The organism is Arthrobacter sp. (assembly GCF_031179385.1).
Lineage (GTDB): Bacteria > Actinomycetota > Actinomycetes > Actinomycetales > Micrococcaceae > Arthrobacter_D.
The window spans coordinates 59,770-74,086 of the sequence record NZ_JAPSHV010000004.1 but is presented as its reverse complement, the minus strand read 5'-3'; the positions used below and the strand labels follow the sequence as shown (position 1 = coordinate 74,086).

Below are 14,317 nucleotides of genomic sequence, written 5' to 3'. Positions count from 1 at the left end.
GCCGAATCCTTCATCGAAACCAGTTGTTCGGCGCCGATCAGATGATGCGTGGCAGGACCGTAGGGGCAGTGCAGCGAGACGACGTCAGAAATGGCCAGCAACTCGTCGAGCTCTACCCGCCGGGCGCCCAGCTCAGCGGCTACCCGGGGATCGATCTCGCTGCGCGACTGGTAGACGATTTCCATGCCGAAGGCTCTGGCCCGGCGCGCAGTCGCCTGCCCGATGCCGCCCATACCGACGACGCCGAGGGCTTTGCCCTGCAGACTGCTCCCGAGCAGGAAGAACATGCCCCACTTCCAGGCCTGACCCGAGCGGATGATCCGTTCCCCCTCGCCGAGCCTGCGGGTCGCCATGAGGATCAGCCCAAACGCGATGTCGGCTGTGGCGTCCGTGAGAACCCCGGGAGTGTTGGTGGCCACGATGCCCCGTTGGGAACAGGCAGGCACGTCGATGTTGTCATAACCCACGGCGACGTTCGCGACCACTTTGAGCTGCGGTCCGGCGACGTCGAGCAGCTCGGCGTCGATGCGCTCGGTGAGCAGGCTCACCACGGCATCCGCCCCGGCTACCCGGCGCAGGAGCTCCTCCCGGCCGATCGACTCCGGGCCCTCCCACGCATCGACCTCATGCTCGGCGCGAAGCTTTTCAATAGCGGCTTCGGGGACCCGCCCCGTGACGACGACCCGGCTCATGCCGTCTCGATCCACTTGCGCAGGCGACCAAGTCCGTCGCGGATATCGGCGACGTCGATGCCCGAGTAGGCAAGCCGGATGTACTGCCGCTCCTCGCCGGGCTGACGGCGCCCGAAGTGTTCACGCGTACAGAAGGAAACGCCGGTCTCATGCAGCGCTGCGGAGGCGAAATCACCGACTGCCGCGTACCCCAGGCGCTCCATGACCTCGGTGACGTCGGGGAAGAGGTAGAACGTCGACTGCGGCACTGCTACGTACATCCCGGAGATGTCGTTCACGAGTTCGCAGGCGGCATCCCGCCGCTCGCGGAGAATATCGAGCATTTGCTGGACGGGTTGCTGGGTGCCACGGAGCGCTTCGATGCCGGCCCACTGCACGTAATGCGTTGTGCATGACTCATCGTTGGTGTTGAGCGTGCTGAGGACTTTGGCGATCTCGACCGGGGCGACGGCGCAACCGAGGCGGGATCCGGTCATGGCGAACTTCTTGCTGAACGTATATAGGATCACCGTGCGCTCGGCCATGCCGGGAAGTGACGCGATCGAGGTCGAGACACCCTCATAGCGTGTCTCGAAATACGCCTCGTCGGAGAGCACCCAGAGGTCGTGCTCCTGTGCGAGCTGCGCGATAGCTTGCCGCTCGGCCTCCGTCGACTCCGCCGAGATGGGGTTCTGCAGGTCGTTGTAGATGATCGCTACCGTGTTCGGGGTGATGGATGCCCGTACCTGGTCGAGGTCAATCGCGAAGCCCTGACTCGTGGGCACATAGCGGTACGGAACCGCCGTACCGCCCAGGTACTCGATCTGCGATTCGTAGATCGGGAAGCCCGGGTTGGGATAGAGCACTTCCTGGCCAGGGTTCATGACCGCCTGCAGGAACTTGGTGATGACCGGCTTGCCGCCCGTCATCACAACGACGTTGTCGGGCTTGAACTTAACACCTCTCCGGGACCCGATATCGTCGGCGAGAGCCTCACGCAACGGCGGGATGCCGGGGCCCGGGCAGTAGCCCGTGTACCCGTCTGCGATCGCCCGGTTCATCGCCTCGACGATATGCGGGGCAGTCGGGATGTTGATGTCGCCCAGATGGAAGGGGTACACGAGGTTTCCCTTCGCCTTCCAGGCGGCTGCGGCCTGTGCGACGCTGAAGGCGGTCTCGGTGCCCAGACGTTCGAGCCGGTGCGCGAGTTGCTGCATGCTGTTCCACTCCTCATCGAGTTGGCGATCAAAGTTCAGGTAATAAATGGTGCTCAGGCGTCGTGGAGGCTGTCAGGCGCTCAGCACTCGATGACGTTCACCGCCAGGCCTCCGCGGGAAGTTTCCTTGTACTTGCTCTTCATATCCGCTCCAGTGTCGCGCATCGTTTTGATGGCTTTGTCGAGCGACACCTTGTGGCTGCCGTCGCCGTGCAGGGCAAGGCGGGCAGCGTTGATGGCCTTCACGCTGGCGATGGCGTTGCGCTCGATGCAGGGGATCTGCACCAGCCCGCCCACCGGGTCACAGGTCAGGCCGAGGTTGTGTTCGATACCCACTTCAGCGGCATTTTCCACCTGGGCAGGTGTCCCGCCCAGCACTTCGCAGAGCCCGGCGGCGGCCATGGAGCAGGCCGAGCCCACCTCACCCTGGCAGCCGACTTCCGCTCCTGAGATGGAGGCATTGATTTTGAACAGAATTCCGACGGCGGCTGCGGCAAGCAGGAAGCGGACCACGCCGTCGTCGTTGGCGCCGGGAACGAACTTCACGTAATAGTGCAACACTGCAGGAACGATGCCTGCTGCGCCATTGGTCGGTGCGGTGACTATCCGCCCGCCGGCAGCGTTCTCCTCATTCACGGCCAGCGCGAACAGGTTCACCCATTCCATCGCGCGCAGCGGGTCGGTCACCCCGGTGTCCGCCGTCAGGGTCTGGAATAACGACGGCGCCCGCCGTCGAACGCTGAGCCCGCCCGGAAGTATCCCGTCCGCGGTGCAGCCGTTGTCAACGCATTCGCGCATGACCGCCCACAGTCCCAGCAGCTTTTCCCGCAGCTCCGCTTCGGTCCGCCACACCAACTCGTTGGCGAGCATCACGTCGGAGATGGACATGCCTTCACGGCTGCAAATCGCCAGGAGCTCGTCCGCGGTGTTGAAGGGGTACGGCAGGACAGTCGCGTCGGCAACTACCTTGTCACCGGCGTCGGCGTCCCCGTCAACAACAAATCCGCCTCCGATTGAATAGAAGCTTCGTTCACTCAGCACAAATCCGGCATGGTCCAAAGCGCGGAAGGTCATGCCGTTGGGATGTGCGGGGAGGGATTTGCGCCGGTGCAGCACCACATCCTCGTCCCAGTTGAAGTCCACCCGGTGGTCGCCGCCCACCCACAGCTCTGCGTCCAGGGCAGCGGCGGCCACCTGGTCATCCGCGGTGGAGGTATCCACGGTTTCCGGCTCCAGCCCCTTGAAGCCCAGGACCACGGCCTTGTCCGAGCCGTGGCCCCTTCCGGTGGCGCCGAGGGAGCCGAACAGCTCGGCCTGGACCCGCCTGGTGGAGCTCAGGTGTCCGTCTCCCTTGAGTCCGTCGGCAAACAGCTTCGCTGCCCGCATCGGGCCCACCGTGTGTGACGACGACGGCCCGATGCCCACGGAGAACAGGTCCAGGACGCTGAGGGCCATTCAGGGAACCTCAGGCGAGGCGTACTCCCGCATCGCGTCCAGAAGCCAGCGACCCAGGAAATCAGCGAACGACGCGCGGGGGAAAAGCCGGTAGCTTTCGTCACCGGTCTTCCACAGCACCACCGGAATGTTGCCGATCTCCGTCGACAGGGCGGTGCCGGCCTTCAGCACGCGCGGGTGCAGGTCCAGGGAGCATCCCTTCTCAAGTACAGCCCGCGCCCGCGGTCCCCTCAGTTCAAAGGTGGTGCGGTTGGCGGAGAGATCCACCACCTGGCCGGCCCCGTCACCGAGTGCTTCCCGGAGAGCCTGGATGAGGTCTCCGCCGAGGGACTCGTGCGCTTCGCGTGGTGCCACTACCAGGAACTCTTCAGGCCCGAGCCACAGCACCGACGTGTCCCCGTGATCGCTGACGTCACCACACGCTGCGGGCAGCCCGCCGGTGATGGAGACGATGCGCTCTCCGGCGTCGCTCGTGCGATTGATTCGCAGACCGACCATGGTCAGGAAGGCCACTTCGGACAGCTCCACCACGCCGCGGACAGACCCGGTTTCAAAGTCTGCCCGGAGCTGGGCGGCTGGGCTGACACGGAGGGAGAGATTCTTCTCGTAGGAGGTTGCGGGTGCTGCTGTTTCAGCCATCTTTGCGGGTCCCTTCGGGGTCAAATAGCACGGTTTCGGCGACGACGACGTCCACGAGTTGGTCGCCGGCGGCCGCCACCAGGGTTTCGCCGATGCGGTTACGGCCGTTTCTGATCAGTGCCAGGCCGAACGACCTGCCCAGGGCCGCGCTGTGATAGCTGGAGGTGACGAAGCCCTCCATCGGGACCGGCCCGTAGGCGGGGTTGGTGGAGCGGCCCTTTTCCACGAGCTGGGTTCCTTCCGGCAGCCGCAGCGTCCCATCCACGGGTAGAACGCTGACCAGGTGCTTGCGGTCCTCGCGCCGGGCATCGGCCCGGGAGTAGGAGCGCTTACCGATGAAGTCCTTGGCCTTGGAGACGACCCATTCCATCCCGGCATCCTGGGGGGTGACGGTTCCGTCCGTGTCCTGGCCTACGATGGGGTAGCCCTTCTCGGCGCGGAGCACGTGCATGGTTTCGGTGCCGTAGGGAGTGATGTTGAATTCAGCACCGGCGGCTGCGACCGCTTCCCACGTGTTGAGCCCGTACCAGGCCGGCACGTTGATCTCGTAGGCGAGTTCACCGGAGAACGAAATCCGGCAGACCCGGGCACGCACGCCGGAGGCGAGCGTCGTTTCACGGAAGGTCATGAACGGGAACGCTTCGGCTTCCAGTCCCCCGTCGGCGGCCAACTCCGGCGCCACCTTGGCAAGGACCGCGCGGGATTTGGGCCCGACGACGGCAATCGTGCTCCACTGTTCGGTCACCGAAGTGCAGTGCACATCCAGCTCAGGCCACTCGGTCTGCAGCCATTCCTCCAGCCAATCCAGCACCTTCGCGGCGCCGCCGGTGGTGGTGGTCATGAAGTAGGTCTCCTCGTCCAGGCGCAGCGTCACGCCGTCGTCGAAGATCATGCCGTCCGCCAGGCACATGACACCGTAACGGGCCGAGCCCGGGGCGAGCTTTTTGAACGCGTTGGTGTAGATCCGGTTCAGGAACTCACCGGCGTCCTTGCCCCGGATCTCGATCTTGCCCAGGGTCGTGGCGTCCATGAAGCCCACAGACTCACGGACGGCCGCGCACTCACGCAACACGGCCGCGTCCATGTCCTCCCCGTCCTGCGGGTAGTACCAGGGCCGCTTCCACTGCCCCACGTCCTCGAACAGGGCGCCCTTCGCGACGTGCCAGGGGTGAATGGACGTCTTGCGGGCGGGGTCGAACAGCTCCCCGCGCTGGCGTCCGGCCAATGCCGCGAATGCCACGGGTGTGAACGGTGCGCGGTAGGTGGTGGTGCCGATGTCGCCGATGCCGCGGGAGGCCTCACCGGCGGTACGCAGCGCGGCCGCGATGACGCCGATTGCGTTGACGCCGGAAGTCTTGCCCTGGTCGTTGGCGGTGCTGATGGAGGTGTAACGCTTGATGTGCTCCACCGAGCGCATACCGGCTCCGGTCGAGCGCAGCACGTCAGCCACTGACTGGTCTCGCTGGAAATCCACGAAATGTTGGTGCCAGTCATCCGGAGTTCCCGTCTCACCGGGGACCAGCCACAACTGCCGGGTCGGGGCGGACGCCTTCGGCTCCGCCAGCGGTGACGGCACGACGGCGGACGCGAACCCGGCTGCGATGGCAGCCGACGCGCCGGCGGTGATTCCCTCGGCCAGGCAGTCTGCGATGCCGAAGGAACCGCGTCCGGAGCCGACAATCTGCTGGTTGGGCACCACGGTGCTCGGCACAAAGGCGGCCAGCTCGTCGTCCCAGCGCAGCTTTCCCTGCCGCTGGGAGTGCAGGTGCACCAGCGGGCTCCAGCCGCCGGAAACAGCGAGCAGATCGCAGGCGACCTGTTCAGTGCCGGAGGTGAGCTCGCCGTCGTCGTTAATGGCGCGGACGGTCACGCCGTTCAGGCGGCCGCTGTTGTCGGCAGAGGTGTTCGCCACTGCGCTGCCGGTCAGCACCCGTGTGCCCGCTTCGACGGCGGCCGCTGCCACCTCGCTGAGCTGGGGACGGGCATCCACGACGACGGCGACGTTTACGCCGGCGCTGCGGAGGTCAGCGGCAAGGGCGTAGGCGCTGTCATTGGTGGTGCTGATGACCACGCGCTGCCCGGCGGCCACGGCGTAGCGGTTCAGGTAGCTGCGGACGGCGGAGGCGAGCATGATGCCGGGCCGGTCGTTGTTCTCGAACACCAACGGACGTTCGTGGGCACCGGGGGCCAGTACAACCTGGCTCGCACGGATGTGCCAGATACGCTGGCGGGAGACTCCCGACGGCGCGGGCGAGGACAGGTGGTCGGTACGGTTCTGGACGGCGATGACATAGTTGGCGTCGTAGGCGCCGAAGGCCGTGGTGCGGTTCAGGACGGTGGACTCGGAGCCGGAAACGAGTTCGGCTTCCACGTCCGCCACCCACTCCAGGGCCGGCTTGCCCTCGATGGTCTCGGCCAGGTCCGGTGCTGTGGAGCCGGACAGGAGCGAGCCTCCCAGCTCAGGCTGGTCGTCCAGCAGCATGACACGGGCACCGGTCCGCACGGCTTCCCGGGCCGCGGCCAGGCCTGCGGGGCCGCCGCCGATAACCAGGACATCAGTGTGGACGTACTTCTTGTCGTACTCGGCATGGTCCTCCTCCGGGTCAAGCTTGCCCAGGCCGTTGAGGAGCTCTGCCTTCAGCCCATCCACCAAAGTGACGGTGGTGGCGGGGAGCATTGACTCGGCCACGTGGCCGGGGAAGCGCGGCTCCACCTTGACCATGGCGTTGGATTCCTCGACGCCGGCGGACATGATGCCGCGGGCGCGGTTCTCGTAGAGCGAGTTTCCGGCGGCGATCCGGCCGTTCGCGATCAGGGCCGAGGCGAGGGTGTCGCCGGGATGACCCGTGAATTCCTCACCGTCCACGGTGAAACGCCAGGAGATGGTTCGGTCGATGCGTCCGCCGGCTGCGAGGCGTGCGTTCTGGGAAGTCACTTGGTTGCTCCTTCCGGGGCTGGGGTGCTGGAGATGCTGGTGGCAGAGGTGCTCGTGCCGGAAATATCCGGAGCTGCGCTTCCGGTGGTTGTGCTGTCAGCCGCGGTGCTGGCAGTGCCGGTATCGGCAGTCCGCTGCCCGGCAGCATCGGGCCGGGGCGTACCCATCGGGTACACCGCCTGGATGTCGTAAGTCACCGTGTCACGGAGCATGTTGAACCACTGACGGCAGCCCGTGCTGTGCAACCAGCGCTCGGCGAAGGAGCCCTTGGTGTTGTCCCGGTAGAACAGGAACTCGGCCCACTCACGGTCGGTCAGCTCATGGGGGTTTTCCGGGTAGGCAACGTGGGCCTGGCCACCGTAGTGGAACTCGGTCTCGTCACGCGAGCCGCAATTGGGGCAGGAGATGAGCAGCATGTGCGTCTTCTTTCTGGGAGAGCGTCGGTCGCTGGCGGCTAGTGGGCGACGGCAGCAGCGCCGTGTTCGTCGATCAGCGCACCGGTTTCGAAGCGTTCCAGCGCAAACGGCTTGTTCAACCTGTGCGGAGCGCCCGTGGCGATGTTGTGGGCGAAGGTGAGACCCGCAGCCGGTGTTCCCTTGAACCCGCCGGTGCCCCAGCCGCAGTTCACGAACATGTTTTCCACCGGGGTGTTGCCCACGATGGGGGACGCGTCCAGGGTGGTATCCACGATGCCACCCCAGGTCCGCAGAACGTGGGCACGGGCAAAGATCGGGAAGAGCTCAACCGCGGCTGCCATCTGGTGCTCGATCACATGGAACGAGCCCCGCTGGCCGTAACCGTTGTAGGAGTCCACACCGGCACCCATCACCAGTTCGCCCTTGTGCGCCTGCGAAACGTAGACGTGCACGTGATTGGACATGACCACCGTGGGGTGAACCGGCTCGTGCAGCTCGGAGACGAGCGCCTGGAGCGGGTGGGATTGGATGGGTAGACGGAAGCCGGCCATTTCGGCCAGGACAGAGCTGTGTCCCGCGGCGCACAGGCCCACTTTCCCTGTATTGATGGTGCCCCGGTTGGTTTTGACGCCAACCACTCGGTTGCCGTCCTTGACGAAGCCGGTGACTTCGCAGTTCTGGATGATGTCCACGCCCAGTTCGTCGCACTTGCGCGCGAACGCCCATGCGACATGATCGTGCTTGGCGATGCCTGCCCGCGGCTGGTAGGTGGCGCCCATGACGGGGTAACGGATGTTGTCATTGATGTTCAGGATGGGGCAGAGTTCCTTGACCTGCTTGGGGTCAAGCCATTCGGCGTCCACACCGTTGAGCTTGTTCGCTCCCACGCGCCGGACGCTCTCCCGCACATCACCCAGGGTGTGGGCGAGGTTCATGACCCCTCGCTGGCTGAAGAGGAAGTCGTACTCGAGCTCTTCCGGCAGGATTTCCCACAGCTTGAGGGCCTGCTCGTAGATGGCCGCGCTCTCGTCCCACAGGTAATTGGATCGGATGATCGTGGTATTGCGGGCCATGTTGCCACCAGCCAGCCAACCCTTTTCCAGGATGGCGATGTTGGTCATTCCATGGTTCTTGGCCAGGTAGTAGGCCGTGGCAAGACCGTGCCCGCCGCCGCCGACGATGACCGCATCATAGGAGGACTTGGGCTCGGGGTTGTGCCAAAGGAAATCCGGGTGCTCCGGAAGCAGATCGGCCATCATGCCACCTCGGTCGCGTCGGAGGAAAGGTTGGGGTAGAGCGGGAACTTGCCGGCCAGGATTTCAACCCGCTGCCGGAGTTCCGCCACAGTCTCGTCGTTGAACTCGCGCTTGAGTGCTGCGGCGATAATGTCAGCGACCTCGGTGAATTCCGCCTCTCCGAACCCACGCGTGGCGAGTGCCGGCGTTCCGATGCGAAGACCGGAAGACACCATCGGCGGACGCGGGTCGAAGGGCACGGCGTTGCGGTTGACCGTGATGCCGATCCGGTGCAGGCGGTCTTCGCCCTGTTGCCCGTCCAGCTCGGAGTTGCGCAGGTCCACCAGGATCAGGTGGACGTCGGTGCCGCCGCTGACGACGGTGGCACCGGACTCGGCGACGTCATCAGCGAGAAGCCGCTGGGCGATGATCCGGGCACCTTCCAGGGTGCGCTCCTGGCGTTCCCTGAATTCGGGCTCCGCTGCCAGCTTGAATGCGACAGCCTTTCCGGCGATGACATGTTCCAGGGGGCCGCCCTGCTGGCCGGGGAAGACTGCGGAGTTCACCTTCTTGGCAATGGCGGCGTCATTGGTGAGGATCACTCCCCCACGCGGGCCGCCGAGTGTCTTGTGCGTGGTGCTCGTGACAATGTGTGCATGCGGGACGGGGCTGGGGTGCAGGCCAGCTGCCACCAGTCCGGCGAAGTGCGCCATGTCCACCATCAGGTAAGCACCGACCAGGTCGGCGATGCGACGGAACTCAGCGAAATCCAACTGCCGGGAGTATGCGGACCAGCCGGCCACAATCAGCTGCGGCTTGTGTTCAATGGCCAGGCGTTCCACCTCCGCCATGTCGATCAGCATGTCCTCTTCGCCGACGCCGTACGGAACAACCTTGTAGAGCTTGCCGGAGAAGTTGATGCGCATGCCATGGGTGAGGTGCCCGCCGTGCGCGAGGTTCAGCCCGAGGATGGTGTCTCCGGGCTGAATGAGGGCGAACATTGCCGCTGCGTTGGCCTGGGCACCTGAGTGGGGTTGCACATTGGCGAATTCAGAGCCGAACAATGATTTCAGACGGTCGATGGCCAACTGCTCGATCACGTCAACGTGTTCGCAGCCGCCGTAGTAACGCTTGCCGGGGTAGCCCTCTGCATACTTGTTGGTCAGGACCGATCCCTGCGCCTCCATGACCGCAGTCGGCGCGAAGTTTTCGGAGGCGATCATCTCCAGGGTGCCCTGCTGGCGCAGCAGTTCCTGCTGCACAGCGGCGTGGACCCGAGGATCCGTCTCTGCGAGCGAGCGAGTCAGAACGTCGACCATCATTTCTCCTAAGCCGTATCTAATATCCGCTTGATATATTAGTTATGTGGCTCAAGTATGCTACCGGCAGCAGCGAGAGTCAACACCTCAGGTGATTCCCCTCACCCAACCGGCTTAGGCGGCGAAGAGAGCCTCGCGAATCGCATGTTCGAAACCGATGACGTGAGCCCTCGCCAGTTCAGCAGCTTTTGCTTCATCACCGTCGATGACGGCACGCAGCAGATCCACATGCTCGTGCACGTGGTGGGAAAGGTCGGGAAGCCGGTCCAGGACCATGCACCAGATACGGGTTGCAAGATTGTCGTAGCGGATCAGGACGTCTTCGAGATGGGGATTGGCAGCGGCTGCATAGATACCCTGGTGCACCTGCGCATCCAGCTGCAGGGTTTCGACGGCAGACGCCGACGCGATATCGAACGTCTCAAGAGCATGCATGACTGACCGCAACCGCTCCCTCGCCGCGTCCGTTGCTATCCGCGCCGCCCGGGAGGCGGCGAGGGGCTCGAGTTGGGTACGAATCTCCGAAATGTACGCAAGGTCGGTAACCTCCACCCGAGTGGCGAAAGTTCCCCTCCGGGGGTAGGAAACAACCAGGCGGTCCAGCTCCAGCCGCTTCAGCGCTTCACGCACCGGCGTCCGGCCCACTCCGAGATCCCTGGCGAGCAGGTCGTCATTGAGGAGATCGCCGGGCCTGATCTTCAAGGTCAACAGCCGGTCCCTGATGTTCTCGTATGCCACGTCTGCCAATGATTTTCTGGGCGTCTCATCGTCGACCGCAAGAGCCTCAAGAACCATAACGCCAACCCCTCTTCTCCAAAATGCGAAGCTATTGACCCCGCCCCTCCAACCAGTATACGCTGATTGCCAGCCCTAATATATCAGTATGTATTTTAGGAATATATCTAGAGGAGAAGACATGACCCTCATGGCATCCGATTCATCCACCAGCATCCTTCCCGAGCCAGAGGCCCGCCCGCAGGAACAGACGAGGAAGTTTGTTCTCACACTGTCGTGCGTCGAGCGCGCCGGCATCGTCCAGGCGGTCACCACGTTCCTCTTCGAGCGCGGGTTCAACATCGACGAACACCAGCAGTTCGACGACGGACTTCGTCAGACACTGCATCTGCGTACAGCCTTCTCGGGTTCCCCCGAGTACACGCCCGAAAGGCTCAATGAGGAGTTCAGCGCGATCGCTGACCGCTTCGAGATGAAGTTCAGCTTTCACGACGAAACCAAGCAACGCATCCTGGTCATGGTTTCCAAGTTCGGGCACTGCCTGAACGACCTGATCTTCCGCTGGCGCGGCGGCAGCCTCGGCGGCGATATCGCCCTGGTGGTATCAAACCATGAGACCCACCGTGCCATGGCCGATGCCGCAGGCCTTCCCTTCATCTACCTCCCGGTGACTCCGGAGACAAAGGCAGACGCCGAAGCGAGACTGCTGGAACTGGTGGACGAGCATGATGTCGATCTCGTGGTGCTCGCCCGGTACATGCAGGTGCTCTCCGACGGCCTGTGCCGGGCACTGGAAGGCCGCGCCATCAACATTCACCACTCGTTCCTGCCGGGCTTCAAGGGCGCACGGCCTTACCACCAGGCCTACGACCGCGGTGTAAAGCTCGTCGGGGCCACTGCGCACTATGTGACGGCGGATCTGGATGAGGGACCGATCATTGAGCAGGAAGTTATCCGAGTGGATCACACCTACGGGCCCACCACCCTTTCGACGGTGGGCCGTGACGCAGAAGCCCTCGCACTCTCACGCGCCGTCCGCTGGCACTGTGAACACCGCGTGCTGCTGGATCAGACCAGCACCGTCGTGTTCCGGTAAGCACGCCAACTGAAGCAGCAGAGTCCAAAGACGAAAATCAGCAGGAGAAAGCACATGGCATCGACGCCGCGCATTGTCATCATCGGAGCCGGAATCGTTGGCACCAACCTCGCCGACGAACTGGTCTCACGGGGGTGGAACAACATCACAGTCCTGGACCAGGGGCCGCTGAACATGCCGGGGGGTTCAACGTCCCATGCCCCAGGGCTTGTCTTCCAGACGAATCCCTCAAAGACCATGGCGCTCTTCGCCAAGTACACGGTGGAGAAGCTTTTGTCCCTCACCGAGGACGGCGTGAGCTGCTTCAACCAGGTGGGCGGCCTTGAAGTTGCCACCACAGAAACGCGCCTCGCTGACCTGAAGCGCAAGCTGGGATATGCAGCGTCCTGGGGCATCGAAGGCAAGATCCTCACCCGTGAAGAGTGCAAGGAGCTCTACCCCCTCCTCAATGAGGAAGGCATCCTCGGCGGGCTTCACGTCCCGACTGACGGTCTGGCCAGCGCTGCCCGCGCCGTGCAACTGCTGATCAAGCGGACGGAGGCCGCGGGAGTCAAATACCTCGGTAACACCGCAGTCACCGGGATTGAACAGTCAAACCGCCGGGTCACCGGCGTCGAGACGTCCGACGGCGTCATCCCCGCCGACATCGTTGTCTCCTGCGCCGGTTTCTGGGGCGCCAAGATCGGAGAGATGATCGGCATGTCTGTCCCCCTGCTCCCACTGGCCCACCAGTACGTGAAGACCACTCCCGTGCCGGCGCAGCAGGGCAGAAACGCATCGCCCAACGGCGCTTCCCTGCCCATCCTGCGCCACCAGGACCAGGACCTCTACTACCGCGAGCACGGCGACCGCTACGGCATCGGTTCCTACGCCCATCGCCCCATGCCCGTGGACCTCGACGAGCTCGGCAACTATGAGCCCGCCACGATCACCGAACACAACATGCCGTCACGGCTGGATTTCACTCTGGAGGACTTCCTCCCTGCGTGGGAGGCCACCAAGCAACTGCTTCCCTCACTGCGGGAAAGCGACATCGAAGACGGCTTCAACGGGATATTCTCCTTCACCCCCGACGGTGGCTCCCTGGTGGGTGAATCCAAGGAGCTGGACGGATTCTTCGTGGCTGAAGCAGTGTGGGTGACCCATTCCGCTGGTATCGCCCGCGCTGTCGCCGAGCTCCTGACCACCGGGAAGTCGGAAATTGACCTGGGCGATTGCGACATCCACCGCTTCGAAGAAGTCCAGCTGACCCCCGAATACGTCAGCGAAACGTCGCAGCAGAACTTCGTGGAAATCTACGACGTCCTCCACCCGCTCCAGCCCAAGCTTTCCCCCCGCAATCTCCGCGTGAGCCCCTTCCACGCACGCCACAAGCAGCTCGGTGGGTACTTCCTTGAGGGCGGCGGATGGGAACGCCCCTACTGGTTCGAGTCCAACGCGGACCTGCTGAAGGAAATGCCGGCCGAATGGCAGCCGCCGGCTCGAGACGCCTGGTCCGGGATGTTCAGCTCACCCATCGCCGCCGCCGAAGCGTGGAAGACCCGCACGGCGGTAGCCATGTACGACATGACCCCGCTCAAGCGCCTCGAAGTCTCCGGGCCGGGGGCACTGAAACTCCTCCAGGAACTCACCACCGCGGATTTGAACAAGAAGCCCGGCGCAGTGACCTACACCCTGCTGCTCGATCACGCCGGCGGCATTCGAAGCGACATCACGGTGGCGCGACTGAGCGAAGACACCTTCCAGCTCGGCGCGAACGGCAATATCGACACCGCCTACTTCGAGCGCGCCGCCCGTCACCAGACCCGATCCGGCACCGCCGACGACTGGGTCCAGGTTCGGGATACGACCGGCGGCACCTGCTGCATCGGCCTGTGGGGACCCCTCGCCCGTGACCTCATCGGCACTGTCAGCAGTGATGACTTCAGCAATGACGGCCTTCGATACTTCCGCGCCAAGAAGGTAGTCATCGGCGGCGTCTCAGTTACCGCGATGCGCTTGTCCTACGTCGGCGAGCTGGGTTGGGAGCTCTACACCACCGCTGACAACGGGCAGCGTCTCTGGGATGCCCTCTGGAAGGCTGGTCAGCCGTTCGGTGTCATCGCAGCAGGCCGCGCAGCGTTCAGCTCGCTCCGTCTCGAAAAAGGCTACCGCTCGTGGGGCACTGACATGACCACGGAGCACGATCCCTTCGAAGCAGGCGTCGGTTTCGCAGTGAAGATGGCCAAGGAGAGCTTCGTCGGAAAGGCCGCCCTCGAGGGCCGGACAGAGGAGAATTCCGCCCGCCGTCTGCGCTGCCTGACGGTCGACGACGGACGCAGCATCGTGTTGGGCAAGGAACCTGTCTTCTACAAGGAGCAGGCGGTCGGCTACGTCACCAGTGCTGCGTACGGCTACACCGTTGCCAGGCCAATCGCCTACGCGTACCTTCCGGCCGCTGTTTCCATCGGCGATTCGGTTGAAATCGAGTACTTCGGGCGCCGTATCCAGGCAACAGTCACAGCTGATCCGCTCTACGACCCCACCATGACCAGGCTCCGCGGCTAGTAACCGCGGTCCACCAGTGCAGGCGGCCCGGCCCCATACCCTGCAACCAGGGG

At 64.1% G+C, this 14,317-nt stretch carries 11 protein-coding genes; 2 read left to right on the top strand and 9 right to left on the bottom strand.

From position 1 onward, the window contains the following. The 9 genes from RIF85_RS01840 to RIF85_RS01800 all read right to left on the bottom strand — a co-directional run. Nucleotides 1-692: D-glycerate dehydrogenase (locus RIF85_RS01840; RefSeq protein WP_309070200.1), on the bottom strand; the 692-nt coding region annotated here is incomplete at its 3' end. Continuing rightward, nucleotides 689-1,888 (bottom strand): aminotransferase class I/II-fold pyridoxal phosphate-dependent enzyme, encoded by a 1,200-nt coding sequence (locus tag RIF85_RS01835; protein WP_309070199.1) that lies wholly within the window; start codon nt 1,886-1,888, stop codon nt 689-691. The genes RIF85_RS01840 and RIF85_RS01835, both read right to left, overlap by 4 nt. An 80-nt stretch (nt 1,889-1,968) precedes the next feature. Beyond that, nucleotides 1,969-3,342: an L-serine ammonia-lyase gene (locus tag RIF85_RS01830; RefSeq protein ID WP_309070198.1), complete on the bottom strand. Its 1,374-nt coding sequence runs from the start codon at nt 3,340-3,342 to the stop codon at nt 1,969-1,971. Continuing rightward, entirely contained in the window at nt 3,343-3,981 is a 639-nt protein-coding gene (locus RIF85_RS01825) for a sarcosine oxidase subunit gamma family protein (RefSeq protein ID WP_309070197.1), read from the bottom strand. Further along, nucleotides 3,974-6,916, bottom strand: coding sequence for a sarcosine oxidase subunit alpha family protein (locus tag RIF85_RS01820; RefSeq protein ID WP_309070196.1), 2,943 nt, complete (start codon nt 6,914-6,916; stop codon nt 3,974-3,976). The genes RIF85_RS01825 and RIF85_RS01820 overlap by 8 nt, the downstream gene beginning before the upstream one ends. Beyond that, nucleotides 6,913-7,332 carry a sarcosine oxidase subunit delta gene (locus tag RIF85_RS01815; protein ID WP_309070195.1) on the bottom strand — a complete coding sequence of 140 codons (420 nt, stop codon included), beginning with the start codon at nt 7,330-7,332 and terminating at the stop codon, nt 6,913-6,915. The genes RIF85_RS01820 and RIF85_RS01815 overlap by 4 nt, the downstream gene beginning before the upstream one ends. Nucleotides 7,333-7,370: 38 nt before the next feature. Continuing rightward, nucleotides 7,371-8,591: a sarcosine oxidase subunit beta family protein gene (locus tag RIF85_RS01810; protein ID WP_375164817.1), complete on the bottom strand. Its 1,221-nt coding sequence runs from the start codon at nt 8,589-8,591 to the stop codon at nt 7,371-7,373. Beyond that, a complete protein-coding gene (gene glyA, locus RIF85_RS01805) occupies nt 8,588-9,886 on the bottom strand; it encodes a serine hydroxymethyltransferase (RefSeq protein WP_309070204.1) in 1,299 nt (432 codons plus the stop codon). Before glyA ends, RIF85_RS01810 begins: the two co-directional genes overlap by 4 nt. Nucleotides 9,887-10,000: 114 nt before the next feature. Beyond that, nucleotides 10,001-10,681: a GntR family transcriptional regulator gene (locus RIF85_RS01800; RefSeq protein WP_309070193.1), complete on the bottom strand. Its 681-nt coding sequence runs from the start codon at nt 10,679-10,681 to the stop codon at nt 10,001-10,003. Nucleotides 10,682-10,802: 121 nt separating this feature from the next. On the opposite strand from RIF85_RS01800, the gene purU reads away from it, so the two are divergent. Both purU and RIF85_RS01790 read left to right on the top strand, forming a co-directional pair. After that, nucleotides 10,803-11,717, top strand: coding sequence for a formyltetrahydrofolate deformylase (gene purU, locus RIF85_RS01795; RefSeq protein WP_309070192.1), 915 nt, complete (start codon nt 10,803-10,805; stop codon nt 11,715-11,717). A 54-nt stretch (nt 11,718-11,771) separates the two neighbouring features. Next, on the top strand, nt 11,772-14,264 hold the full coding sequence (locus RIF85_RS01790) for an FAD-dependent oxidoreductase (protein ID WP_309070191.1): 2,493 nt from the start codon (nt 11,772-11,774) through the stop codon (nt 14,262-14,264). Nucleotides 14,265-14,317 lie beyond the last annotated feature (53 nt).